Raw genomic sequence first — 25,307 nt, 5'->3', positions numbered from 1 at the left:
ACTAAAGAGCTATCTCTCCAAACGGATTCGAGGGTTATTGAAGTTGAAAAGCCTTACGCTTCCACTTTAGACGAAGGGGTTCCGGACGTAGTAGGGTGCGCCAATGCTCTTTTTCCTCCTCCGTAGGAGCACTCTCCGGCACGAGTGAGACATTCAAAATTTCTTCGCTAGAAGAGAAAGAAATAGAGCGCGAAAGCCCAAAAACGTTTGCCCTATCTTGATCAGTCGCTTCAGGCAAAAGCAAATTGGCTATGGGGCAGTGCGGCAGCAGACTCTCGGGCGAAAGCGTCTCGCCGCGTTTATTGAAAAAGGAAATACTTGAGTAGACAAACGGCTCCTTTATCGTGGTAATGCAACAAAGTATATCCCCTCCACCATGAGGTAAAGCAACCATCTCGAAAGAGAGTGCCCCCGTCCCGAAAGAGAGGAAACGCTTGGTTCGCTCCTCTACCTTGAGCACGAGAAGAGACCCCAAGGCCTGCACCTCCACCTCCTGCATAGGCTTGGCTTTTACCAAAGACTCGCGAGCCTCAACATCCAAAAAGGGGATTGTTCCCTCAGGTAAAGCTGCAATAAGCTCCTCCAAAGACTGCGCCCGAAGGGACGAATGGGGTAGAGCTATCCAAACAAAGGCGAGCAATCCCACAAACAAAGGGTGTACGAAGTTTCTCTTCTGCATAACTCAGGCAAAGATACAACAAAAAAACATCCCCTCCCCTCCTGTGTTTACTCTGCTCTTTCCCCTTGTTTTCTCTCCTTTTTTCTCCTCTATCCCAACGGAGCTCTCGCAAGCGAATCTATTCCCCTTAGCCCGGGAAAAGAAAAAAACTCCCCCTCTCTACGAAAGAGAGGGAGAGCTTTTGCTGAATATTGGAGAGGAGGCGAATCCCGTTCCCTAGCAGGATGTCGGGATATTCTTCAGCTCCTCGGAGAGTATCTTAACGCCAGTTGCGGAAGTTCTGGAGATTCTCATTGTTCTCGCGGTCGCGGAGAGGGAATTCCCAAATGAACATCTTATCGCTAGCTTCTTTTTCGAGGTTCTTACCAACTTCTTGTACAGCACTAGATGTACCGAAGAGCTGTCCGGCGCTAGCAAGACCTCCAGATTGAGGTTCGCTACGCTTGAAGCCCATTCTCCAACGAACAAGGTCGTTGGTACGGAAACCTTCACCTACAAGTTCGCGTACACGCTCGTTGCGGATTTCTTTCAGTACCTCATCCTTCGTACCAAAGTCTACAGGATCAGGATATCCCGAGGAGAGACGAGACTTCTCAATCTTAACGATAGTCTCGGCTGCGTCTGCAGTTCTACCAAGTTCAGCAAGAGCTTCTGCCTTGATAAGATATGCTTCAGCTACATTGAAGAGGTGAACACCAAACTTAAACTGGAAGACCTTTGCATCGGTATTAAGAGACGGATTACCGGAATACTTTGTGAGAGTATTGAAGTTTAGACCGAAATCATCACGATAGAATCCCTTTGTATCAATGTACACTTTCTTACGAATATCGTTAGCAGAATAGAGGTCTACCACCCACTTTTCCAATACGAGAGAGGGGAGGTAATAAACGAACCAAGCTCTGGTCTTATCCTTGTAGTCATTAGGGTTCTTGTAGCCCTCCATATGACGACCGGAAAGGAGATAGCTGGTAACAGCACCTTCTTGAGCCGTAGCACGGAGACGGACAAGGATTTCAGGACTATCTTCTGTTGTCCAGATAGAAGCAAGAGACTTCGTCTTGGCAACAGCATCTCCGGCAGTATTGATAGGATACTTATCTATGAAAGCATCACATGCATCTACAGCACCCTGCCAATCATGCTTTGTAAGACATACACGAGCCTTTACAGCATAAGCATAGTCACGAGTGAGATAGATAGCCGGCTTTACATCCTTATTGGCATCGTTAGCAATATTAGCAATAGCATAGTCAAGGTCTTCAATCATAGATTGATATACTTCGGCACGCGTTGCCTTCTTAGACTTAGCACCCTTGAGAGGATCGTACTGAGTCATCAAGATAATACCCGATTGCTCGTCGTTATCTGTTGTACCATCCCAAGGCTTAGAGAAACGTTGGATCAAACGCCAGTGTGCAAGAGCACGCATGATCTTGATTTCTCCGATGTACTGCTTAAGAAGAGTCTTCTCTTCGTCTGTAGTCTTATACTCAGCACTAGCAAGAAGTTCTTCCGCACGCATGATGAAGTAGTTAGCCTGCATCAGGGTTTGGTAGTAAGCAGCGTAGTAAGAATTGATATTGTCATGATCGAGAACAGACTGCTCCTGCCAGGTATAAAGACCCTTTAGAGAGTTGTTATCGAGATACGTAAGGTGGAAAAGGTCTGTCTGTATATCTGCAGAATTCAGATTGTTGGGAGCCTCCACCCCAATAAGCAACGCATAGACGGCATCTCGGTTCTGCTTTGCCATCTTTACATCCTGGAAAGGCTCCTGCAAAGGAGTACCTTCAGGCAAGCGCGTTACGTCGCACGATGTAAAGATCGTAGCAAACGCGAGGATAGCGCTGAGGAAAAATGCTATTTTTTTCATCTGTCTAATTACGAATTATAGGTCTTTTATTAGAACATTAGTTGGATACCACCAACGAATTGGCGTGTATTGGGGAATTTGTTCATCGTAAGGCCACCGGCACTTGTTTCAGGGTCGAAGCCGTTATATTCCTTAGACGTAACGGTCAAGAGGTTACGAGCCGAAACATAAACCTTAGCTCCGGTGATTACCTTTTGTGTACCAAATACACTCTTGGGGAAAGTGTAAGCCAATTGAATGTTTTTGAGACGGAGGAAAGAAGAGTTTTCCAAGAGACGGTCATCAATTACCATGTCTTCGTCGAACTTAGGAGCCGTTACCTTAGCCTTTTCTTCATCAGTTAGATCATTTCTCCACTCGTTCATAAGCTTCTTAGAGCGGTTAAGCATCATAAATCCACCACTCATGTTGTTTTCGAGGAAGTAACGGTCGTTGTTCATAGAATAAACGCCTGTGAGGAAGGTCCAGTCCATTGTAAGAGAAAGTTGCTTCTTCCATGTTACACCCATCTGAACACCACCAGAGAAAGGAGCAGTAAGCACAGCCTTTTCGATACGGTGCTTCAAGGCATCACTATACTCAGTTGTTGTTTCTTTGGTTACATTCCCATTTGCATCAAGTTTGTACCACATTTGCTTACCGGTAGCGGGGTCAACACCTGCATAAGAAGCTTGATAGAATACCATAGACTTACCTACTGCATAGTGAATTTCACCTACGTGGTAACCATCTTTATTGGTCTTTTCGCTAAAGAGGTTATCGATGCGCTCCTTGTTGTAGTTGAGGGTTGCAGAAACGAAAGCATCCCAATCTTTTGTACGAAGGAAGTTGTAGTTCACTGTGAGGTCAACCCCGCGGTTGGTCATTGCGCCCACGTTTTCCCAACGAGATGAATAACCTGTAGAGTAAGGAAGAGGTACATTCATCAACATGTCGGTAGTCTTTCTGTTATAGAATGCGAGGTCTACAGTAAGAGCATCATTCCACATACCATAGTCAACGCCAACGCTCAACATACCCTGACGTTCCCAAGCGAGATCGTCGTTACCGATAGAGGTAACACCGAATGCGAGTTCGTCTGTATAGTTGATTGTACCGGTACGAGCATAGGATGCGTAGAGAGGAATTGAAGAGTTACCCTGTGTACCATAGTTGGCCTTAAGACGGAGAGAGCTCACAACGCCCTTATCAGAAACTAGACCCGAACGGATGAAGTCATACATACCACCAACAGAGAAGAAGGTAGCAGCTTGGTGCTTAGAACCGAAACGAGAAGAGCGGTCGTTACGGAGTGTGAAGTCGAGTGCCATGTAATCCTTGAAGAGGTAGTTTACACGACCGAAGAGAGAGAAGTAAGCGTAAGCTGTACGGTATTGGCTGGGGAGACTTAGATAGTTACCCTTCATACCATGGCTCAACATCATAAACTTCTCATTCGTTAGACCTCTAGCACGTGCTGAGAAGCCTTCGCTCTTGCTATCTACGAATTCCTGACCGAGGAGGAAAGTGAAGTTGTTGTTATCGTCCATCTTCCACTTGTACTCACCCGTGTTGGTCCATGTAATAGCATAAGAACCATCATAAGACTGTCTATTGATACCATAACCACTCACTTCGGGGTGCTTGGGATATAGAAGCAATTCGTCACGGCTGAACACCATATCTATACCGGCTTGGCTCTTAAGGATAAGGCCATCAACGGGGCGGAGTTGTGCGTATGCAGAAGTACCAAAACGATAGCTATTAGAACCCTCCTTTACAAACTTAGCCTTGTATTCGGGGTTGTAGAGGATAGCATCCGTGATCGCAGGATAGAGACGGTGGAAAGTAAGGTAGTCTGCTTTTGTATTGGTAGAATTACCATTAGCATCACGAGTATAAGGGCTGTAGTAACGAGGAATGGTGAGTGCACCAAATGTACCACCGTCCACATAAGCACTATTGAAAGCATCAGCAGAAATTTGCTGTACAAGACCTCCAGAAATATTAACACCAACACGGAGCCAAGATTTCACACGAGCATCAATGTTGCTACGGAGGTTAACCTTATTGTATCTCGAGATTGAGTTGGAGATACCTTCTTGAGAGAAGTAACCCCCGGAGATGTAGTACGAAACGTTGTCAGTACCACCGGAGATAGACATGTCAGCTTGGAACGTAGGAGCCTTCTTCCCGAGGAAGAAAGAGAGCCAGTCATAGTCACGTCCAATAGTAGCGACATAGTCACCATTCTCATCTTGTGACACAGTTCCATCGAAAGCTGTTCCTTGGAATCCATCCAAGAATTTCTTGCGAGCAGCCTTACCATCGGTATGACGGAGTTGGTATTCGATAAGCTCTTGCCCAGTCATCATCTGACGCATAGGACGATCGCTAATAAGGGAAGAGATACCATACATGGCATTGAGAGAGATGCGGCCATCTTCGTTGAGCTTACCACGCTTGGTAGTAATTACGATAACCCCATTGGCAGCACGAGCACCATAGATTGAGGTAGAAGAAGCATCCTTAAGTACGGTAATAGACTCAAAGTCGCTGGGGTTCATGGCCATAACCACGCTAGCAGATGTCTGTACACCATCTATGATATAAAGAGGTGCACCCCCTGCTCCAAGAGAGGCATTACCGTGGATTTGTACCGAAGCAGCAGCGTTAGGGTCCCCACTGGTGGTCTGTACCTGCATACCTGCAACCTGACCTTGGAGACCGTCCATTACGTTAGCAACGGGTTTGTTCTCTAGTTTTTCACTAGATACACGAGCTACAGAACCCGATACGGTGCTAAGCTTCTGGCCGGAACCATAACCTACAACCACAACGGTTTCCATCACTTCTGTGTCCGAAGCGAGTACCACATTCATCACGTTCTTCACATCCAAAACTTGTGTCTTCATCCCCACAAATGAGAACTGAAGCTGCTTTGCATTGCTTGGAACGGAAATCTGGAACTTCCCTTCTAAGTTGGTCGTAGTACCAATGTTGGTATGCCCTACGACTACAATGTTTGCGCCAGGGATAGGTTCGTTGTCTTCTGCCGAAGTAACGGTACCTGTCACTGTTCTATTCTGGGCTACAGCCCAACCCAACCCCATCATCAGGGTAAGGAAGAATAGTGCCAATCTTTTCATAGACATTTCTTTTTCCTTGTTACTAATTTGATTATCTGTTCTTTTTTTATTCTCTAAAGCCATAAGGGAGAGGGAAGACTTGGAGGATGATTATCGCCCTGTAACCCAAAGAAAGAACGAGTAGCACTCACGAGAAAAAGGGCGACCGCGACACAATGTGGGGCGATTGTCCTATCATCTTTGTCGCGCTCTAGCACGCTCTACCTTTTCTTCTCTCTTCTACTCTCTCCTAAATAGTATCTTATTTCATATCTTTCTCTGTGGCTAGGAGCGTAATCCCTACATAGTATGGGAGTCCTCTTAAGGCACCGGAACTCACCTCAAGGAGGAGAAAGGGAGACCCCTCTCTCTAAAGACGGCACTCGGTGCTAACCTTTTCATAATCGGCATATTGGCAAGAAACACCTGCACTCTCCGCGAGAAATGCACAACGCTCCTGCGTTTTATACTGGGGACAAATATAGTAATTTATCACTATATAGCAACTGATTTCGAGCAAATCTCCACCCCAAAACATCAAAAGGGTTCATCCATTCATTGGGAGGTCGGATGGCTCAAACGTTCCAAGAGAAAGCTCCCGACCGTTCCACACTGCATAGCTATTGTAATGAAGCCAATCTCCCAAGATAAGGAGCCGCTGCCCCTCTCCCAGCATCAGATCTACCAGCAAGTGACGATGTCCAAAGAGGAAGTATTGTACATGGGAGAATTGCTCACAGCGAGCTTTAACCCAACGCACCAACCATTCATCCTCGAGGTGAAAATAGGGATTATCGCCCCCATAAGTGGCAGACTGCTTCTGCAGCCCCTTTCGCCTACTCCGCTCGCTAAGCCCGAGAGCCAGCCCTACCGTCCAGCGCGGATGCACGGCTGCGTAAAGCCGTTGTGCCCACCTTGCACGGAAAAGCCTGTACATCGCATCATTAATCCAACGCTCCTTTCGATACTCCTCATCCCCGTGTGAAAGACGAAAAGTAGCTCCGCCCAACTGCACCTCCATGGCATGATCTACAACGTGTGCGCCCAACTCCTTTTCGAAGTAATCGCGCATCCACACATCATGATTTCCTTGGAAGAAATAAATCTCTACCCCTTTGTCTGCCAACTCGGCCACCTTACCCAGGAAACGCACATAGCCCTTGGGTACCACATGACGATACTCAAACCAATAATCGAACATATCTCCCAAAAAGTAGATGGCCTCGGCATCGGGTGCAATTGCATCCAGCCAAGCCACCAACCTACGCTCCACAGCCGAAGCATCAGGGTGATAGTGCGAACCTAAGTGTGCGTCGCTTGTAAAGTAAATCACAGAGTATCGAATCTATTTTTATGAGAAGGGTAGAACTTCTAAAAACACAGGGTGGAAAATAAAAAAGTCTAGGGCAAGATTTCTGTAAAAATCAGGCAGAAATGAAAAATTTCTTGGGCAAAAAGGGAGACAACTTTTGGGCGAGAATTTGCTTAGAGGAAGCCGAGTTCCAATTTTGCCTCTTCGCTCATCATCTCCCGATTCCACTCAGGCTCGAAAGTCAATTCGATGTCGCAGCGAGAGACTCCTTTCACGCTCTCAGCCTTTAGGCGCACATCTTCCAAAATGAAATCTGCCGCAGGGCAATTGGGAGCCGTGAGGGTCATCGTAATGGTTACTAGCCCATCCTCCTTTATATCCACATTGTATATAAGCCCCAAGTCGTAAACATTTACGGGGATCTCGGGATCGTAGACCGTGCGAAGCATACGCACAATGTCTTCCTCTAATTTCAGAAATTCATTCTCCATAACTTACGAAAAAGAGATGGTAGCCCAAGCTCTACAGCAAAGGGAATACCATCTCTTCTATTTTGATTTAAAACAATATTGGGTTAGAACTGCGGTTGGATCTCATCAATCAGACGCTGGCAACCTGCAAACTTATCTATAATAAAGAGCAGGTAACGGATGTCCAAGATGATACTCCTTTGGTAGTTGGGGAGATATTCTATGTCACCACCTACACCCTCCCAGTTGCGGTCGAAATTGAGTCCGATAAGCTCGCCACGGGCATTCATCACGGGGCTACCTGAGTTACCACCCGTTGTGTGGGTTGTTGCACAGAAATTGACCGGCATCGAGCCATCCGAATTGGCATAACGTCCATAATTCTTGGCTTCGTAGAGAGCCTTTAGCTTGGGATCCACGACATACTCCCAGTTATTGGGATCCTCTTTTTCCATTACTCCCTCTAGGGTACTCTTGGCTCCATAGGTCACCACATCACGCGGTTGATACCCCTTGATCTCACCATAGGTAAAGCGGAGTGTTAGGTTGGCATCGGGAGCAAGATTGGGTTGCCCCTTCATGTCAAGCACGGAGGCAACATAGGAGCGTTGCGCCGCAGCGAGCGGAGCGTCAAAGGCAGCCACCTCTTTTGCCAGCTTTTGGTGCTCATAGGCGACAGATGCTGCAAAACGGCTCATAGGGTCGCGCAAGAGAAGGTCTCGATCGGGATTTTTCATAAACTCCTCGAAACGCTCACGGGAGGCATAGATAGATTTCTCAAAAATCATCTCTACATACGCTTTGGCAGATCCGTACTCGGCAATACCCTCACGTATAGAGATGGGTTGCTTCTCAGCGGGGATGCGCTCGGCATAGCGAGTCAGAAGAGCGATGGCCAAAGCCTTTTCCACTTCGGGGCTATAGTCCTTATTAAAGAAGGCTTCGAACTGCTTGCGAATCGATTGCAAGCCGGCTTCTCGTCTCGCGGGATCATTCCAATGCTCAGCAATATCACTATCGGCGGCAGGAGCATTGCTCATCTCAATACCCATTAGAATCCCCTCTAGGAGATAACGCTGACGCATCCGAAGATCCTGACGCCCCTCTATCGCTTTGCTGATAGCCCGAACAGCCTCTTCGGTTGTGGCAATACCCTTTTGCTTTGCCCACGCCAGTACCTCTTGTTGCTGAGCCAACTTAATCTCACGAAGAGAGCGGCGGCGAATAGCCCAGTTGGCTCCTTGTGCTCTCTTGTAGCCATTCTGACTAGAGGCATATTTAGCGGCATACATGATATTAATCTTGGGATCGGCAAGCATCTCACGCAACATCACATCTTGGAGAATTCCTCGCATCTCTATGCGAATGTTATTGTCAATTTCGCTCCACTCAGTCACCTCATCAGCCGTAAAGAACTTATAAGTAGTACCGGGGTAGCCCATGATGAGAGCAAAATCTCCCTCCTTTACGCCTTGAGCATTGACCTTGACCCAACGCTTCGGGCGGTAGGGGACGTTATCTTTTGAGTACTCAGCCGGATTGCCATTCTTATCGGCATAAAGACGGAAAATAGAGAAGTCTCCCGTATGGCGTGGCCAAGCCCAGTTGTCGGTATCGCTACCAAACTTACCAATAGAGCTAGGAGGAGCAGCTACCAAACGCACATCGCGGAATACCTTTTTGGTAAACATATAGTAGCGATTACCCCCATAGAAAGCCTTAATCTCGTAGCGATACCCAGGGCGCGAAGCAGCCTTCTTACCCACGATCTCGGGGGCAAGAGAGGAGAGGTATCTTGGCGAGAGGAACTCCAGCCCCGAGGGCTTTTTGATGCGTTCCAGCTCCTTCTTTACCGCGGCGGTTACATCTGTTATCTCGTCTACAATCTCCACTTCCAAACCTGGATTTACAAGCTCTTCTGCCAAAGAATAGCTCCAGAAACCATCTTTGAGGTAGTTGTGTTGTACACTACTGTGCTTCTGTATCTGGTCGTAGCCACAGTGATGGTTGGTAAGAAGCAGGCCTTGATTCGAAACCAATACACCCGTACATCCCCCATCAAACATCACCACCGCATCCTTGAGCGACGAGCCGTTGGGATTGTAAATATCGGTAGCTTCGAGTTGCATCCCGAGGGATTTCATCCGTGCTACCTGTCCGTTGATTTGCTGCATTAGCCACATTCCCCCATCGGCGTAGGCGAGTGTGGAGCAGACAAATGCTAACAAAAGAGTAAGAAAAAATCGTTTGTTCATAAGTTTATGCTACTTAAGTATTGGACGGTTGTTTGCTCTGGCCGGTCGTGGGGAAAGGGTACTGCCCCACTCGCGCCAGCGCACTATTGTAATAACGAACATCTCCGGTAACTTCTTCTCCCACCCAAGAGGGGAGCGAAGGCTGAGCCTCTAAACTCGGGAGCTCTACCTCGGCAATGATAAGCCCCTCAAGCTCCTCATGAAAGACATCTACCTCCCACAAAAAAGAGGCATAGGGGATATAGTAGCGGGTTTTGCACACCTTGCCCTCATGCCCCTGTGCGAGGAGCGTTTGCCCCTCTGCCGGAGAGATCTCACGCTCCACCTCCTCTCGCACTAAACCATCGGGAGACGAGGGACCTTTGATCGTGAGATATACTTTATCATCTAGGAAGCGAACACGACGCACGCCCCCGGATTCATCTTGGTGTAGATAGTACTGACATATAGAGACATGCCTCTCCGCTGCCTCTAAAAAGGCCTTATCCTTGACGAGAAACTTGCGTTCGATCTCTAGAGCCATACCCTACAGTATAATAGAATACTAGTGAATTGTCACCTTGGTGGCTCCAAAACCATATTCTTGGAATGAAGCATCTTGAGCCGAAGCCTTTGGGTAACGCTTACGCAAATCATCAAGAACTGCTTTGCGCAGGATACCCTCACCCTTACCATGAATAAAGATGATTTCCATTCCCTTATTCTTAAGGTGCTTATCCATTATTTCCCTAAAAACCGACAACTGATGCTGCAAGATGTCGTGGTGAGACATACCCTGCAACGTTGGGAGCAATTCCGCTGCGTGCAAATCCACTACCAGCGGCTCTTTATGCGCTTTTCGCTTCTCCTCGCGCTGGGGGCGAGCAGGCTCTTTTTGAGCTCTGGGCGTCTTAATGGATTCTGCCAAGGCTTCAAGGTCTGCAGGAGCTACTGTTGCGTGACGCGATTTGTCCTGCTCCACAAGAGGGAGCACAAGGGCATCTTCGTCAAAAAACGGGTTATCTACGTAACAATGACGCTTAAAGAACTTGACCCCATCGGGCTTGAAATCGATTGAGACCGGCTCCTTATGCTTATAGGCTTTGTGGGGCTTATAGGGAAGGAAAGAGAGGTGTAAACACTCCCGATCATTCAGCTCTGCAAGGGGAATGGTATCGACCAACAGTTTAGTATCGCGCTCTATTATCCCCGTAGAGACAAGGCGGTAATAGCCATTGCTCTGCTGGGCAGACAACGTGTAATATCCGTGGTAATTGCTATCATTGATCAGGTAACACTCGAGCGGAGAATTACCAAATGTAACAAAATCCTCCGGCAGCCAAGCAATATAAATAGAGAGCTGTTCGCCCTCGGGACGCTCCGGGAGGAATGTCTGAGGAGGTGGGAGTTCCTCTTTTTTATGTTGGAATACGGTATGAGAAGGGGTCGGCACTACCTTTTGGGATGCCTGCGAAGACCCGGCGCGACGCTCTCGCTTTGCCTCTTTTTCCTCCTGAATCTCTCGCGGAGTACGATAGGCCGGTACAAAGGTATCACGCTCATTAACCACGACACACTCATGCAAAGGGGTGGGCAACTCAAAGCCATCGTCCCCTTCTACCCAAGCTACCTTTCCTTCAATACGGCGCACGATGCCTCCTCCTTGGGCATTCAAAAAACGCACTCGATCTCCTACAGATACTTTTGCCATTACTTCTAATACGCTCTAGTGGTACAGAGAAAAAGAGAATCCTACTTTCCCTCTCTCGGAGGTGGAAGTTAGGACATAAGACTCCGCCTTTCTCCTCGGCGAAGTTACGGCTTTCCAAGATAATAAACGACACACCCCCGCCCTTATTGGGATTTTACTCCACAACAAAAGGCAAGGGCACGTATCGAATCCTGAAGAAGAAACTTAAAGCAAAGAATTAGATCTCTTCGAAGCGAGCGGTAAAGAAGCGGAGCTGCTTAGGCTCATACACAAAGCGTAATCCTCGAATGGTTTCTTTGTGTTTGAAGAGACGAATCACCCCGTCTGCCACTACATCCATATGCTTATAGGTGTAGACACGGCGAGGGATGGTGAGACGTACCGTCTCTAGTTTGGGAGTATGATTCTCACCCGTCTTATTATCACGACCTGCCGATACAATACCACGCTCCATACTGCGCACGCCACTCTCTACATAGAGGTTTGCGGCCAAGCTCTGGGCTGGGAATTGCTCTTGTGTGAGGTGCGGACAGAAACGGCGAGCATCGAGGAAGACGGCATGCCCCCCTACCGGCTCAATAATGGGCACCCCTGCCTCCTTGAGCAAATCGCCCAAATAGCGTACTTGTAATACTCGGTGACGGATATACTCGTACTGCATCGACTCTTCCAAACCAATGGCCATTGCTTCCATATCGCGGCCTGCCATACCTCCATACGAAGGCATACCTTCATAGACAACCACCATCTCTTTGGCATCTTGGAATAGGTGCTCATCGTTCATACAAAGGAAGCCGCCAATGTTTACCAAACAGTCTTTCTTACCGCTCATCGTGCATCCATCGGCATAGCTAAACATCTCAAGAACAATTTCGGTAATGCTCTTATCGGCAAACCCTTCTTCCTGTTCTTTGATGAAGTAGGCGTTCTCTACACAGCGAGTTGCATCGTAGAAAACCTTAATGCCATACTTGTTAGTCAGCTCACGCACTGCCCTCATGTTGTCCATGGAAACGGGCTGCCCACCGGCTAGGTTCACCGTAACGGCAAGGCAGACGTAGGCAATGTTTTCTGCCCCCTTCTCGTCGATAAGACGTTGCAACTTATTGAGGTCGATATTCCCTTTGAAGGGGATGTCGAGCGTGGCATCGTGGGCTTCGTCGCGGATTATATCCACAAAGATTCCTCCATTACGCTCTTGGTGATAGCGAGTGGTGGTAAAGTACATATTACCGGGCACGTACTGCCCTGGCTTGATGGCAATCTGACTCAAGATATTTTCTGCCCCACGCCCTTGATGGGTAGGCACAATATATTTGAACCCGAAGAGGCGACGCACCGTGTCTTGTAGGCGATGGAAATTGCGACTACCGGCATACGCCTCATCGCCCACCATCATACCACCCCACTGGCGGTCGCTCATTGCGTTCGTACCACTATCGGTAAGAAGGTCGATATATACGTCTTTGGAGTTGATTAGGAAGGTGTTGTAACCGGCTTCCTTTACTACTCTCAATCTCTCTTCACGGTCGATCATGGCAACCGGTTCTACGCTCTTGATGCGAAACGGCTCTGCGGGATACTTGCTAAAATCAATCATATGTCTTTATCAATTAAGGGTTATTACTTCACGCTACATCGGGGGAAATCCACTACGAAATCACCCACGACGCAAATATAAGCGATTTATTTCCCACGCGTGCAATTAGGCAAAATATACACTAATCAAGCAACAAAATGACATAAAAACAACCCGTAAATGAATAAATCATCCGTAAAAAAGAATATAATACAGCCTAATTCTTTTTCCTGTCTGCTCCGTACTCAAAAATTCGCCGCCCAAGAAATTATCATTCCTAGAGCAAGCTCTTCGGGGAAGCAGTCCGAGGATAGAAGTGATTATGGGCGGCTCTCTCTTATACGATCACCAACGAATGTGCGAGACAATACGCCCCTTATAATATAATAGGTGTACCGCTACAGGCTTGCCATGCTCGGCAAGGGACTTCGGCTTTCCCCTGCCGCTTCCCTCCCTCCTCGGGCGGAAGTCAGTTGGGTATTCTCGCAACAATACGTACATTTGTAGCAAGATAGACTTTAGAGGTCTACCTAGTGCGTTGCAATCATTATGAGTGAAAAGTTTGTAGTATCAGCCCGGAAATTTCGTCCGGACTCCTTTGAGAGCTTGCTCGGTCAAGAGGCTGTAAGCGAAACTCTCCGGAGGGCTATTTTACAGCAAAAGACGGCGCACGCCTATCTTTTTTGTGGACCAAGAGGGGTCGGAAAGACCTCCGCAGCCCGCATTTTTGCTAGAGCCATCAACTGCGCGTCGCCCCTTGCGAGTGGCGAGGCGTGTGGCGAGTGTGATAGTTGCCGTGCCTTTGCCGAGCAGCGTTCTTTCAACGTTTTTGAGATGGACGCAGCCTCCAACAACTCGGCCAACGACATACGACAGCTCATCGAGGAGGTAAACATTCCTCCCCAAGTAGGGCGTTACAAAATCTATATCATCGACGAGGTGCACATGCTCTCAACGGCGGCGTTCAACGCCTTCCTCAAAACCTTGGAGGAGCCACCCGAGTATGTCGTCTTCATCATGGCTACCACCGAGAAGCAAAAGATACTTCCCACCATTCTCTCTCGCTGCCAAGTATTCGACTTCAAGCCCATCCCTAGTGATGTTATCATAGGGCAGTTGCGGCATATTGCCCAGCTAGAAGAGATCCAAGTAGAGGAGAAGGCTCTAGAGCTCATTGCCCGAAAAGCCGATGGAGGGATGCGCGATGCCCTCTCAGTATTCGACCGAATAGCGAGCTATACCGATGGCGAAGTATCCTATAGTCGTACTCTAGAGAGCCTCAACATCCTAGACGACGATTACTACTTCCGTTTCGTAGAGCATCTCGTACACAACGACTATGCTTCTACCCTCCTTCTCCTAGACGAACTCATCATGCGAGGCTTCGACCCTAGGACGATTGTCTTGGGGCTGACCGACTTCCTGCGTAACCTTCTCCTAGCTTTCGACCCTCAGACCCTGCCTCTTTTGCACTTAACCAAAGAGACAGAGGCCTCATATAATCAATTGGCTCAGGCTTCCGGACGTGGATTTTTGTACCAAGCGATCGCCAAACTGATGGAGTGTCTCAAAGAGTATCGCAATAGCAATGCTAAGCGACTTTTGGTAGAAATGACCCTCCTCTCCCTCACCTCGCTCGCTCAAGAAGGGAGCTCGGCAAGCCACACCCCCAATCAACGCCCCACACCGGCGGCAGCTCCGCCCTCTGCGCCAAGTCCTGTAGCCGCTCCCAGACCGCAACCCATTGCGGCTCCGGCTCCGGCACGCCCCAGTGCGCCGCCCGCCCCTCGCCCCACCGAAGCTTCCACAGAGGCTCCGCAACCCATTGACCTCCCCAAACCGACCAAACCGGCTACCATGGCAGCACCTCGCCCCGTAGCTCCGGCTCCTCGCCCTGCGGCAGCCCCGGCACCCACCGCGACCCCTGCAACGGCCCCCAAGGCACCCTCTCAGGAGAAACAGGCCTTTACAGAGACCGAAATGCAGATTGCATGGAATGCCTATGCAGAGGAATATTTGCAAAAGAACCTCTTTCTCAAGAATGCCTTCAATGAGGTACTACCGAGGCTTAACAACGGCACAGAGATAGAGGCCATCATGTTTAATATGCTACAAGTAAACGCTGTAGAGCGCATCAAGGGTTCCCTCTTGGGCTACCTCCGAAGTGCGCTACACAATAGCGACATTACGCTACAAGTGCGGCAGATCGAGACTATAGAAGAGGAGCGCAGCCAACGAAGCATCACACCTCTAGAGGTCTTCCGAGCCCTGGCTGCCGAGCCACAAACGCCTCTTCATCAGTTTATCCAAGCGCTCAAGTTACGTCCTCTCTAGACCCAAAAAATATTCACAATAGAAATTATATAAGTACAAAACAAAAAGAATCATGCGAAAGATTTCGATTGCACTCTTAGCCGGACTTTTGTCGTTGGGATGCCTCAACGCACAAGACGCTAAGGTAGAAACCAACCAATTCACGGTCGTAAAAGAGCTTCCCATCACCTCCATCAAGGATCAGGGGAACTCAGGAACGTGCTGGTCTTACTCTACAATTGGCTTCCTCGAAGCCGAACTCCTCCGTATGGGCAAGCCCGAATACGACCTCTCGGACATGTTCGTGGTAAGCCACAGCTACCGTGATAAAGCCGATAAGTACGTGCGTCTCCACGGCAAACTCAACTTCGGTCAGGGTGGCTCATTCTACGATGTACTCTACGTATTCAAGCACTATGGTGCTGTACCCGAAGAGGTAATGACAGGGCTTAACTACGGCACAAAGCGCAATGCGCACAACGAAATGGCAGATGCAGCTAAGGGCTACCTCGATGCTATCGTTAAGAACTCAAACGAAAAGCTCTCTCCCGTATGGCGTAAGGCTTTCGATGCCATGATTGATGGTTACTTGGGCGAACTTCCCCAGAACTTCACCTACAAAGGCAAGAGCTACACGCCTATAACCTTTGCTAAGAGCCTCGGTATCAATGCAGATGACTACGTATCTCTTACGAGCTATACGCACCACCCCTTCTACACAAAGTTCGGTCTCGAAATTGAAGACAACTGGCGCTGGAGCGATAGCTACAACCTCCCCATCGACGAACTTATGCAGGTAATGCGTAATGCTATCCAGACGGGTTATCCCATCGCTTGGGGTGCCGACGTGAGCGAAGTTGGCTTCAATCGCGACGGAATCGGTGTACTTGCCGACGTAGAGGCTATCGAAACCGCAGGTTCGGATCAAGCTCGCTGGATTGGTCTAAGCACCGCTGCTCGCCGTGCAGAGATCCTAAAGCAGATCAACACTCCCGACTGCCCCGAGATCAATCCGACTCAAGAATATCGCCAAAAGTGCTTCGACAACTATACCCTAACCGATGACCACGGGATGGTTATCTACGGTATGGCTAAGAACCAAGCTGGTCGCCCCTTCTTCATGATCAAGAACTCTTGGGGTGAAGCCGGTGCCTACAAGGGTATTTGGTACGTTAGCGAAAACTATGCAGCCGGTCGCACGATGAATATCGTAGTACACAAGAATGCGCTTCCTAAGGCAATTGCCCAAAAATTGGGTATCAAGCTCTAAGCAATGATTGCCACACGCTAAACCAAAGAATAGCAGGGGGGAATACTAGACGAGTTCGCTCAGGGAAGTATCCCCCCTTTTTTTAGTACCAATCCCCATGATACCCCAAGAAGTCGAAAGCCCCATCAAGCGAGGGAAATTGCGGCACTACCTAGGCCGAGAGTTTTATATCCTCAAAAGAAAACTTCGCTGGCTCTTCGGCTCCGAGCATTACGCACGCGTCCGCCACGGGGTAGAGACCTCGCACCTCCTCTTTGAGCATCAGTCTACCCTGCTCCGTAGGCTCAAAGATGTGGATATGGAGCTACAATACAACAAAATAACCAACCTACGCCTTGCCGTTGCCAAACTAGATGGCGTGGTAATCCGCCCCGGAGAGACCTTTTCCATTTGGCGCTTGGTGGGTCGCCCCTCTGCCCGCAAAGGGTACCTAGAAGGCATGGTACTACACAATGGCAAAGTACAACGAGGGGTCGGCGGAGGGCTATGTCAGCTGGGCAATCTACTCTATTGGATAACACTCCACAGCCCCCTCTCCGTACAAGAACGGTGGCGGCACAGCTTCGACGTTTTCCCCGACGTGCAACGCACCATCCCCTTTGCCTGTGGGGCAACCCTCTCCTATAATTATATAGACCTCGTGGTACGCAACAATACGGAGCACACCTTCTCCCTAGACCTTTGGCTTGACGAGGAATTCCTGCATGGCACCCTCTCGTGCGATGTTCCCCTCCCTTGGGAGTACGAGGTGTTTGAGACAGACCCCAGTATACGCCAACAGTGGTGGGGAGGCTATACACGCCACAATAAGATTTGGCGTAAGGTACGACACAAAGCGACTAAAGAGGAAATAACCGAACTTATTGCCGAGAACCACGCCATCATGATGTACAACCCCTATCTCGAGCAAGGGAAATAAAACACCTCTTTCGCCCCTCTCCCCCCGTCCCGTTTCCGAATAACCCCTCCATTAAAAGGCACCTACTTTTCCAGCCAAGCGGAGAGGCAACAAAAATCCTCCCTAGAATCCTACTTTTTCTCAGGCAAAACCTTGCCCCCTTTCTGCCCAAAACTTTTTTATTTTCCACCCAAAAATGGGAGAACATTTTGGGCAGGAACAAAAAATATTTCACTCTGTACTCTCCAGCCCTCCTCCTTAAAGAGAAAATCCACCTAGAGCGAGCCGGGAAAAGGCAGCTCGGAAAGAGCTCTCCGCCTTCCCCTCTCCTCTTGAGACGTCCATCCCCAATAATCACCCCTTGATACCCCCTGCCGATAGCAACAGATCCCCTATCTTTGTGGAAAAGAATCAGCTAAAATCCAACGGCTCATTTGTCCCAATCCCTCCTTGCGCCATCATTGCAGAGGGAGGGAACGAGTAAGCCACAAAGAATCCGTAACTTTGGGCAAGTATAGGGATCTTTCCCCCCTCACTTGAGACAAACAAGGTAAAACAGAATGGACGAAACGGGATCAATCTTCACGGTTAAGGACCTAGAGCAGCTCGCCGAGCACGGAATCTCCCAAGAGGAAGCCTCCTCCCAAATTGCTTATTTGCGAGACGGCAGGAGCTATCTCCAGCTAGAGGGCAGCGGCAGCATAGAGTATGGCATCATGCGTATCAAGCAAGACGAGATGCCCTATTACCTCGATCTCTGGGATCGCTATCGCTATGATCCCCAACACCGAATCACCAAATTCGTACCGGCTTCGGGTGCCGCTACGCGCATGTTTCAGCACCTCTACGAGTTGCTCGACGCAGGAGCAAAGACCAAAGAAGAGCTAAGCGAAGAGCAACGTTACTTCTTCGAGCACATTGAGGAGTTTGCTTTCTTTGGCGAACTTAGCGAGAGCTGTCTACGCAACGAGTGGAGCACCGTGGCTAAGCTACTGGAGGGAGGGCGTTACGACCTCGTGGCAAAGTCGCTCCTCACAGAGCGAGGATTGAATTACGGACACCTACCCAAAGGACTTGTTCCCTTCCACAAATACCCCGAAAAATACATTCGCACGGCCGCTACCGAGCACCTAGCCGAGGGAGCTCTCTACACCAAAAACAGCAACGGCGTAGTGCGCATACATTACACGGTATCGCCCGAGCATATCGACTTCTTCCGCCAACACATTGAGCGCGCCAGTTCGCGTATTGAGGGCGACTACGGCGTCATCATCGAGAGTTCGTTCAGCACCCAAAACAGCAGTAGCGACACACTTGCCCTAGACGAGGAGGGCATGCCCTTCCGTACAGAGGAGGGCGATTTACTATTCCGCCCCGGAGGACACGGAGCCCTCATCGACAATCTAGCAGACTTGGAGAGCGATGTCATCTTTATTAAGAACATAGACAACGTCACCATGGAGCATCTCAAGAGTAATACGATACTCTACAAAAAGCTCTTAGGAGGGGTTCTTTTGGCCGTGCAAGAGCGCATCTTCGGGTATCTTCGCCAGCTAGAGAGGGGCAAGTGCAACCACTCCCAACTAGAGGAGATGGTAGACTTTCTGCACAAAGTGCTCTGCATCCAGCTCCCCCAAATAGACCTATTAGGCGACAAAGAACTGGCAGAACGCATCCAACAAAAGCTCAACCGACCGATACGTGTGTGCGGCATGGTACGCAACGACGGCGAGCCGGGGGGAGGCCCCTACATAGTGCGCGAGGCGGATGGCAGTACTTCGCTACAAATCGTAGAGGCATCCCAAATCGACAAAAGCAGTGAGCGAGACGCCTCTATCCTTGCCTCCAGCGGCTACTTCAATCCTGTGGATATTGTTTGCTCCCCCTACGACTTCAAGGGACAACACTTCCACCTACAAGACTACGTGAATAAGCGCACAGCCTTTGTTGCCACAAAGAGCCAAAACGGCAAGCAACTACAGGCTCTAGAGCGACCGGGGCTGTGGAACGGAGCCATGCACCACTGGAACACTATTTTTGTGGAGGTGCCCAGCGACACATTTACCCCCGTCAAGACGGTAACCGACCTCCTGCGCCAAGAGCACAGAGGGGTGGACGACTTAGATTGAATCTCAAACTCTTTAAACACGATAAACGCTATGAGCAGTAACATTCCCTCACGCCTCGAAGCACTACGGAGTGCCATGCGTGCAAAGAATATCCAAGCCTATCTTGTTGTTAGCAACGACGGGCATCTTGGTGAATACACCCCTCAGCACTGGAAAAGCCGCGCCTGGATCTCGGGCTTTAATGGCTCGGCAGGAAGCGTAGTAGTAACGCTCGACAAGGCCGGCTTATGGACGGACTCGCGCTACTTCCTTCAGGCTGGTGATCAGCTAGAGGGCAGTACCATTGAGCTATACAAAGAGGGTGTATCCGGTGTACCTACCATCGAAGAATTCCTAACTTCGGAGCTACCCGAGGGTGCGGTAGTAGGGTGTGACGGCACCTGCGTAAGCCAAGCCGAAGTAGAGAGAATGGAGCGCGCGCTATCCGCTTTTGGCCTCACGATAAACAGCGACTACGACCTTATCGACGGCATTTGGGCCGACCGCCCCGCCATCCCCAAGAACGAGTTCCGCCCTCAGCCCGTAGAGTACTCGGGCGAAGAGACCAAGGCACGCACACAACGCATCCTAGAGCACCTCAAGAAGAAAGGCGCAAATGCCACCGTCTTGACTACCCTAGACGAACTTGCCTGGGCATTCAACATCCGCAACTGCGACGTAGAGTGCAACCCCGTAGGCGTAGGCTTCGGCTTTATTGGGGAGAAAGAATCGGTACTCTTCACCTTTGCAGAAAAAGTAAATGCCGCCCTCCAGAGCGAACTACAAGCTCAAGGGGTGCGCGTCATGGGCTATCAAGAGATTTTTGGCTACCTATCCGCCCTCCCCTCTAGCGTTACGGTGTATGTAGACAAGAGTCGTATCTCCAGCGCCGTCTACAACGCTCTCGCTCCCCACTGCCGCCAAATAGAGGGAGTATCGGTGGTAACCATGCTCAAATCCTATAAGAATGAGGCTGAGCTGGCAGGCGTCCACCGCTCCATGCACCGCGACGGAGTTGCCCTTACCCGCTTCTTTATGTGGCTAGAGGCTGCCCTCAAACGTGGCGAAACTCCTACGGAAGTAGAGATCGATCGCATCCTTGCCGAGCATCGCGCCCAGAGTGATATGTACATTGGCGATAGCTTCGACACCATCTGCGGGTACCAAGATCACGGTGCCATTGTACACTACCGAGCTACTCCCGAGAGTGCCTATACCCTCCGCAACGAAGGCGTATTGCTCCTCGATAGCGGAGCTCAATACAAAGACGGAACGACTGACATTACCCGTACCATTGCCCTTGGCGAGGCAGAACCTCAGGCCGATCTCAAAGTAGACTACACGCTTGTACTCAAAGGTCATATCGCCATTGCTACGGCACAATTCCCTGAGGGGACTCGTGGCAATCAGCTTGATATTTTGGCACGCAAAGCCCTTTGGGATAGAGCGCTCTCTTACGGGCACGGCACAGGCCACGGCGTAGGGATCGCCCTCAACGTACACGAAGGGCCTCAGAATATCCGCACAGACAACAACCCCACCCCCATGGCCGTGGGCACGTTTACAAGCAACGAACCGGGACTTTACCGCGCTGGCAAATGGGGTATCCGTATTGAGAACCTAATCGTCACCAAAGAGAATTGCCGCAGCGAGTTCGGGACTTTCCTCGGCTTTGAGACTGTTACCCTCTGCTATCTCGACAATCGTCTTGTAGAGAAGAGCCTACTCACCGCAGAAGAGATCGCTTGGTACAATGCCTATCAAGAGAAGGTATACCAAGAGATTAGCCCTCTACTTACCCCGGAAGAGGCGGCTTGGCTTCGCGAGAAGACCCAAAAGCTCTAACCCACGATGGCAGCGCATATCATCCCTGTACGTGGGATTACCCCCGAGATTGGCGAGGAGTGTTTCCTTGCCGAGGGGGCCTGCATCATTGGCGACGTTGTAATGGGGCACCATTGTAGCGTGTGGTTCAATGCTGTACTGCGTGGCGACGTTAATAGTATCCGCATTGGCAACCATGTCAATATCCAAGATGGATCGGTACTGCATACCCTATATGGGCTCTCCACCATAGAGATGGGAGACTACGTTTCCATCGGGCACAACGTGACCATCCATGGAGCTACGATACACAACTACGCTCTTATCGGTATGGGTTCGGTACTGCTTGACCACGTGGAAGTGGGCGAAGGAGCTATCGTAGCGGCAGGTTCAGTCGTGCTCAAGGGCACCAAGATTGAGCCCCATACCCTCTGGGGTGGTTGTCCGGCTCGCTTCATAAAAGAAGTGGATCCGACCCAAAGTGCCGAGATGAACCAACGCATCGCCCACAACTATTCTATGTATGCATCGTGGTTTATGTACCCCGAGCAAGAAGAATCTCTCAGCAAAGAAGAAAAATAATCTACCACCCAAATAAACAGTGAGGAAGTAACAATGAAATTTTTTATCGACACAGCCAATCTGGCAAGCATCCGAGAAGCAAACGACTTAGGCGTACTAGATGGCGTTACAACCAACCCCTCCTTGATGGCCAAAGAGGGTATCAGCGGCGAAGCAGACTGCAAGGCGCACTACCTCAAAATCTGCGAGATAGTAGATGGCGATGTAAGTGCCGAAGTGATGAGCACCGACCTCGAGGGGATGCTCCGCGAAGGGCGCGAACTAGCAGCTCTCCACCCCAACATCGTGGTAAAGGTACCTGCTACCGAAGAGGGTATCAAGGCGGTTCGCCAGTTCTCTCGTGAGGGGATTCGTACCAATTGTACGCTCATCTTCAATCTAGGTCAAGCACTCCTTGCAGCCAAAGCCGGGGCTACCTATGTATCGCCTTTTGTAGGTCGTATCGACGATATTTCGGGCGATGGCGTAGGGCTTATTCGTCAGATTGTGGAAGTCTTCCGCTACTATGGCTTTGAAACGGAGGTCTTAGCAGCAAGTATCCGCCACACACGCCACGTTATCGAATGCCTAGAAGTGGGTGCAGATGTAGCTACTTGCCCCTTGGGTGCCATCAAGGGATTGCTCAAGCACCCCCTTACGGACAATGGATTGGCCGCCTTCATTGCCGACCAGAAGCGTGTAGCCGATGCAAAAAAATGAGCAACCTCGCCCATAAGTTTTTACTCAGGGTTATAACCTTTGTCTTAGGAGTCCTCTTTGTGGGGGCTCCTAAGCTCTTTGCTGCCCCTACGCCCCCCCCCTCCTCTATACAAGTGGGAGCGGAACGGATGGATCAACTACTCCCCCTACTCCGTGGCAAGCGAGTAGGGCTTGTGAGTAACCATACAGGCGTTATCGGATCGGACCAACGCCCCCTTGTCGATAGCCTTCTTGCCCTCAATATAGAGGTTTGTCGCCTTTTCTCTCCCGAGCACGGATTCCGAGGAACTGCCAATGCAGGCGCCTCCGTGGCAAGCGGGAAAGATGCCCTCACCGGCTTACCCATTATTTCTCTCTACGGCAATAACAAAAAGCCCAAGCGCAATCAAATTGCCGATTTAGACCTTATTCTCTTCGACCTCCAAGACGTTGGCACTCGCTTCTACACCTACATCAGCACCATGCACTATGTAATGGAAGCCGCTGCCGAAGCCCATATCACAGTAGTTATACTTGACCGCCCCAACCCCAACGACTACATAGATGGCCCCCTCCTCGTCCCCTCGTGCCAATCTTTTATCGGGATGCACCCCATCCCCGTACTGCACGGACTTACCGTAGGCGAGCTAGCTCTTATGATCAACGGAGAGCGTTGGCTGGCAGGGGGCATCCAGTGCGACCTCCGTGTAGTACCCATCAAGGGATGGCAGCACGGCGATAGTTACACGCTCCCCGTAGCCCCAAGCCCCAATCTCAAGACGCCCGAAGCCATTCGCCTTTACCCCTCTTTGTGCTTTTTCGAAGCCACCATCCTAAGCGTAGGCAGGGGCACCCCCAATCCTTTTACAGCACTGGGGTATCCTAATAAAGAGTTGGGACAATATCTCTTCACCCCAAAATCTATGCAGGGAGCCACCGACGCAAAGTACAAGGGGCAACGCTGCTATGGAACGAATTACACGGATTCTCTCCCCCAAGGGGGGCTAAGCATTGCCCCGCTCATCGACTGGAAGAAGCGAACCCAAAAGGTAGGTAAGCGACTCATTGACCGCGAGCACACTTTCGACCTTCTCGCAGGCTCTCCCTCACTCCGCAAGCAACTCCGAGAGGGATGGAGCGAGGAGGCAATACGCAAAAGCTGGCAAGAAGACCTCCGCAAATACCGAGCGTTGCGCCAGCAATACCTCATATACAAAGACAATAGACCCGAGACAAAACCCTAACCCCTCCCCTTAATTATGAACAAAGGCAGTATCATAGTCGCAGGCATAGGCCCCGGCAGCCCTCAAGATATCACCCCGGCGGTGTGTGAAGCCATTGCCCAAAGCGACGTAGTAATAGGCTATAAATACTATTTCCAATTCATTGAACCCTGGCTCTCCTCCACGGCTCGTTGTATCGACACCGGGATGAAAAAAGAGCGAGAGCGTGCCGCTATTGCCTTCGAAGAGGCGGAGAAAGGGCAGCGCGTTACGGTCATCAGTTCGGGCGATGCCGGCATCTACGGCATGGCTCCCCTCATCTACGAGATGAAAAAAGATCGGGATAGTGCGATAGAGATCCAGGTACTCCCCGGGATCAGTGCCTTCCAAAAAGCGGCTTCGCTCTTGGGTGCTCCCATTGGGCACGACCTCTGCATCATCTCCCTCTCCGACCTCATGACCCCTTGGGAGAAGATAGAGAAACGCATCATAGCAGCTGCCGAGGCGGACTTCGTTACCGCAGTCTACAACCCCAAAAGCGAAGGGCGGTATTGGCAGCTCCATCGGCTCAAAGCGCTCTTTTTGGAGCGGCGCGCTTCCACTACACCCGTAGGCTATGTACGAGAGGCAGGTCGCCCGGGCGAACATGTTGTACGCACTACATTGGCACAATTCGACCCCGAAGAGATCGATATGTTTACCGTGGTACTTATCGGCAACTCTCAGTCTTACCAAACTCAAGATGCCATCATCACGCCTCGAGGTTACTACCGAGAGCGCATCGAAGGAGCAGAGGGCAAGGGGCAGCAAATCATGATGGAATCGTTCCGCACGATAGAGCGTGAGATGCGCCACCCCGAGGTGCCTATCGATCGGCGATGGGCTCTCTTCCATGCCATCCACACCACGGCAGACTTCTCCATGGAGGATATTCTCTACACAGATCCCAACGCGGTGTCTCAAATGCACGAAGCCATCAAAAGGGGCGAAATCAGGACTATTGTAACCGATGTATCTATGGTGGCAGCAGGCATCCGCAAGGGAGCTGTGGAGCGACTTGGGCTCTCGGTCAAATGCTATATCACCGATCCTCGTGTGGTGGAACTCTCCAAGACGCGAGGCACTACAAGGGCAGAAGAAGCCATCCGCCTAGCTGTGGAAGAAGACCCCAACGCTCTCTTTGCCTTTGGTAATGCTCCTACGGCCCTTATCGAGCTATGCCGACAAATACGGCTGGGTAAGGCCACTCCTTCGGGCATCATAGCCGCTCCCGTAGGCTTTGTACACGTTTGTGAGTCGAAGCATAGGGTACATACTTTCCCCCATATCCCTAAGATCATCGTAGAGGGCAGACGAGGAGGTAGCAACCTAGCCGCCACCCTTATCAATGCCATTCTCTGCTACGACGATGCCGCAGCCCTCTATCCCGGGCGAGACGTATAG

18 protein-coding genes are annotated in these 25,307 nt (G+C 50.2%); 9 read left to right on the top strand and 9 right to left on the bottom strand.

Annotated features, from left to right (window positions below; translation table 11 throughout):
- Window positions 1-34: 34 nt before the first annotated feature.
- The 9 genes from ACTTHR_RS01290 to ACTTHR_RS01250 form a co-directional block, all read right to left on the bottom strand.
- Entirely contained in the window at window positions 35-679 is a 645-nt protein-coding gene (locus ACTTHR_RS01290) for a DUF3256 family protein (RefSeq protein WP_442604898.1), read from the bottom strand.
- Window positions 680-938: 259 nt separating this feature from the next.
- Window positions 939-2,555, bottom strand: coding sequence for a RagB/SusD family nutrient uptake outer membrane protein (locus tag ACTTHR_RS01285; RefSeq protein ID WP_442604897.1), 1,617 nt, complete (start codon window positions 2,553-2,555; stop codon window positions 939-941).
- A 29-nt stretch (window positions 2,556-2,584) separates the two neighbouring features.
- On the bottom strand, window positions 2,585-5,683 hold the full coding sequence (locus tag ACTTHR_RS01280) for a SusC/RagA family TonB-linked outer membrane protein (protein WP_442604896.1): 3,099 nt from the start codon (window positions 5,681-5,683) through the stop codon (window positions 2,585-2,587).
- A gap of 526 nt (window positions 5,684-6,209) precedes the next feature.
- Window positions 6,210-6,995, bottom strand: coding sequence for a UDP-2,3-diacylglucosamine diphosphatase (locus tag ACTTHR_RS01275; RefSeq protein WP_442604895.1), 786 nt, complete (start codon window positions 6,993-6,995; stop codon window positions 6,210-6,212).
- A gap of 152 nt (window positions 6,996-7,147) precedes the next feature.
- The gene (locus tag ACTTHR_RS01270) at window positions 7,148-7,465 is read right to left on the bottom strand and encodes a metal-sulfur cluster assembly factor (RefSeq protein ID WP_004332156.1); all 318 of its coding nucleotides are present in this window, start codon (window positions 7,463-7,465) and stop codon (window positions 7,148-7,150) included.
- An 83-nt stretch (window positions 7,466-7,548) separates the two neighbouring features.
- Window positions 7,549-9,699, bottom strand: a complete 2,151-nt coding sequence (locus ACTTHR_RS01265; protein WP_442604894.1) for a S46 family peptidase — start codon at window positions 9,697-9,699, stop codon at window positions 7,549-7,551.
- A gap of 13 nt (window positions 9,700-9,712) precedes the next feature.
- Window positions 9,713-10,222, bottom strand: coding sequence for a CYTH domain-containing protein (locus ACTTHR_RS01260; RefSeq protein WP_442604893.1), 510 nt, complete (start codon window positions 10,220-10,222; stop codon window positions 9,713-9,715).
- Between the two features lie 21 nt (window positions 10,223-10,243).
- Complete coding sequence (locus tag ACTTHR_RS01255) at window positions 10,244-11,389, bottom strand: DUF2027 domain-containing protein (RefSeq protein ID WP_442604892.1); 1,146 nt, start codon at window positions 11,387-11,389, stop codon at window positions 10,244-10,246.
- A 217-nt stretch (window positions 11,390-11,606) separates the two neighbouring features.
- Window positions 11,607-12,989, bottom strand: a complete 1,383-nt coding sequence (locus ACTTHR_RS01250; protein ID WP_442604891.1) for a tyrosine phenol-lyase — start codon at window positions 12,987-12,989, stop codon at window positions 11,607-11,609.
- Between the two features lie 528 nt (window positions 12,990-13,517).
- Here ACTTHR_RS01250 and dnaX point away from each other — a divergent pair.
- The 9 genes from dnaX (at window position 13,518) to cobJ (ending at window position 25,307) form a co-directional block, all read left to right on the top strand.
- A complete protein-coding gene (dnaX, locus tag ACTTHR_RS01245; protein ID WP_442604890.1) occupies window positions 13,518-15,302 on the top strand; it encodes a DNA polymerase III subunit gamma/tau in 1,785 nt (594 codons plus the stop codon).
- Window positions 15,303-15,354: 52 nt separating this feature from the next.
- Window positions 15,355-16,551 carry an aminopeptidase C gene (locus ACTTHR_RS01240; RefSeq protein ID WP_442604889.1) on the top strand — a complete coding sequence of 399 codons (1,197 nt, stop codon included), beginning with the start codon at window positions 15,355-15,357 and terminating at the stop codon, window positions 16,549-16,551.
- Between the two features lie 97 nt (window positions 16,552-16,648).
- Entirely contained in the window at window positions 16,649-17,470 is an 822-nt protein-coding gene (locus tag ACTTHR_RS01235) for a VanW family protein (RefSeq protein ID WP_304285642.1), read from the top strand.
- Between the two features lie 539 nt (window positions 17,471-18,009).
- A complete protein-coding gene (locus tag ACTTHR_RS01230; protein WP_442604888.1) occupies window positions 18,010-19,578 on the top strand; it encodes a DUF4301 family protein in 1,569 nt (522 codons plus the stop codon).
- Window positions 19,579-19,608: 30 nt separating this feature from the next.
- Window positions 19,609-21,402, top strand: coding sequence for an aminopeptidase P family protein (locus tag ACTTHR_RS01225; RefSeq protein ID WP_442604887.1), 1,794 nt, complete (start codon window positions 19,609-19,611; stop codon window positions 21,400-21,402).
- A gap of 6 nt (window positions 21,403-21,408) precedes the next feature.
- Window positions 21,409-21,963, top strand: coding sequence for a gamma carbonic anhydrase family protein (locus tag ACTTHR_RS01220; protein WP_442604886.1), 555 nt, complete (start codon window positions 21,409-21,411; stop codon window positions 21,961-21,963).
- Between the two features lie 33 nt (window positions 21,964-21,996).
- Window positions 21,997-22,662, top strand: coding sequence for a fructose-6-phosphate aldolase (fsa, locus tag ACTTHR_RS01215; RefSeq protein ID WP_004335239.1), 666 nt, complete (start codon window positions 21,997-21,999; stop codon window positions 22,660-22,662).
- Window positions 22,659-23,885: an exo-beta-N-acetylmuramidase NamZ family protein gene (locus tag ACTTHR_RS01210; protein ID WP_442604885.1), complete on the top strand. Its 1,227-nt coding sequence runs from the start codon at window positions 22,659-22,661 to the stop codon at window positions 23,883-23,885. The genes fsa and ACTTHR_RS01210 overlap by 4 nt, the downstream gene beginning before the upstream one ends.
- Before the next feature lie 15 nt (window positions 23,886-23,900).
- Window positions 23,901-25,307: a precorrin-3B C(17)-methyltransferase gene (gene cobJ, locus ACTTHR_RS01205; protein ID WP_442604884.1), complete on the top strand. Its 1,407-nt coding sequence runs from the start codon at window positions 23,901-23,903 to the stop codon at window positions 25,305-25,307.

The sequence above is a fragment of the Porphyromonas endodontalis genome (genome assembly GCF_052173515.1).
Lineage (GTDB): Bacteria > Bacteroidota > Bacteroidia > Bacteroidales > Porphyromonadaceae > Porphyromonas > Porphyromonas endodontalis_A.
Note: the sequence above shows the minus strand (reverse complement) of the source record. Positions and strands in the feature narration are given on the sequence as shown.

Excerpts from the sequence above, each read along its gene's own strand:
- ACTTHR_RS01290 (WP_442604898.1), bottom strand. The coding sequence starts at position 679 with ATGCAGAAGAGAAACTTCGTACACCCTTTGTTTGTGGGATTGCTCGCC.
- ACTTHR_RS01285 (WP_442604897.1), bottom strand. The coding sequence starts at position 2,555 with ATGAAAAAAATAGCATTTTTCCTCAGCGCTATCCTCGCGTTTGCTACG.
- ACTTHR_RS01280 (WP_442604896.1), bottom strand. The coding sequence starts at position 5,683 with ATGAAAAGATTGGCACTATTCTTCCTTACCCTGATGATGGGGTTGGGT.
- ACTTHR_RS01270 (WP_004332156.1), bottom strand. The coding sequence starts at position 7,465 with ATGGAGAATGAATTTCTGAAATTAGAGGAAGACATTGTGCGTATGCTT.
- ACTTHR_RS01265 (WP_442604894.1), bottom strand. The coding sequence starts at position 9,699 with ATGAACAAACGATTTTTTCTTACTCTTTTGTTAGCATTTGTCTGCTCC.
- ACTTHR_RS01260 (WP_442604893.1), bottom strand. The coding sequence starts at position 10,222 with ATGGCTCTAGAGATCGAACGCAAGTTTCTCGTCAAGGATAAGGCCTTT.
- ACTTHR_RS01255 (WP_442604892.1), bottom strand. The coding sequence starts at position 11,389 with ATGGCAAAAGTATCTGTAGGAGATCGAGTGCGTTTTTTGAATGCCCAA.
- ACTTHR_RS01250 (WP_442604891.1), bottom strand. The coding sequence starts at position 12,989 with ATGATTGATTTTAGCAAGTATCCCGCAGAGCCGTTTCGCATCAAGAGC.
- dnaX (WP_442604890.1), top strand. The coding sequence starts at position 13,518 with ATGAGTGAAAAGTTTGTAGTATCAGCCCGGAAATTTCGTCCGGACTCC.
- ACTTHR_RS01240 (WP_442604889.1), top strand. The coding sequence starts at position 15,355 with ATGCGAAAGATTTCGATTGCACTCTTAGCCGGACTTTTGTCGTTGGGA.
- ACTTHR_RS01235 (WP_304285642.1), top strand. The coding sequence starts at position 16,649 with ATGATACCCCAAGAAGTCGAAAGCCCCATCAAGCGAGGGAAATTGCGG.
- ACTTHR_RS01230 (WP_442604888.1), top strand. The coding sequence starts at position 18,010 with ATGGACGAAACGGGATCAATCTTCACGGTTAAGGACCTAGAGCAGCTC.
- ACTTHR_RS01225 (WP_442604887.1), top strand. The coding sequence starts at position 19,609 with ATGAGCAGTAACATTCCCTCACGCCTCGAAGCACTACGGAGTGCCATG.
- ACTTHR_RS01220 (WP_442604886.1), top strand. The coding sequence starts at position 21,409 with ATGGCAGCGCATATCATCCCTGTACGTGGGATTACCCCCGAGATTGGC.
- fsa (WP_004335239.1), top strand. The coding sequence starts at position 21,997 with ATGAAATTTTTTATCGACACAGCCAATCTGGCAAGCATCCGAGAAGCA.
- ACTTHR_RS01210 (WP_442604885.1), top strand. The coding sequence starts at position 22,659 with ATGAGCAACCTCGCCCATAAGTTTTTACTCAGGGTTATAACCTTTGTC.
- cobJ (WP_442604884.1), top strand. The coding sequence starts at position 23,901 with ATGAACAAAGGCAGTATCATAGTCGCAGGCATAGGCCCCGGCAGCCCT.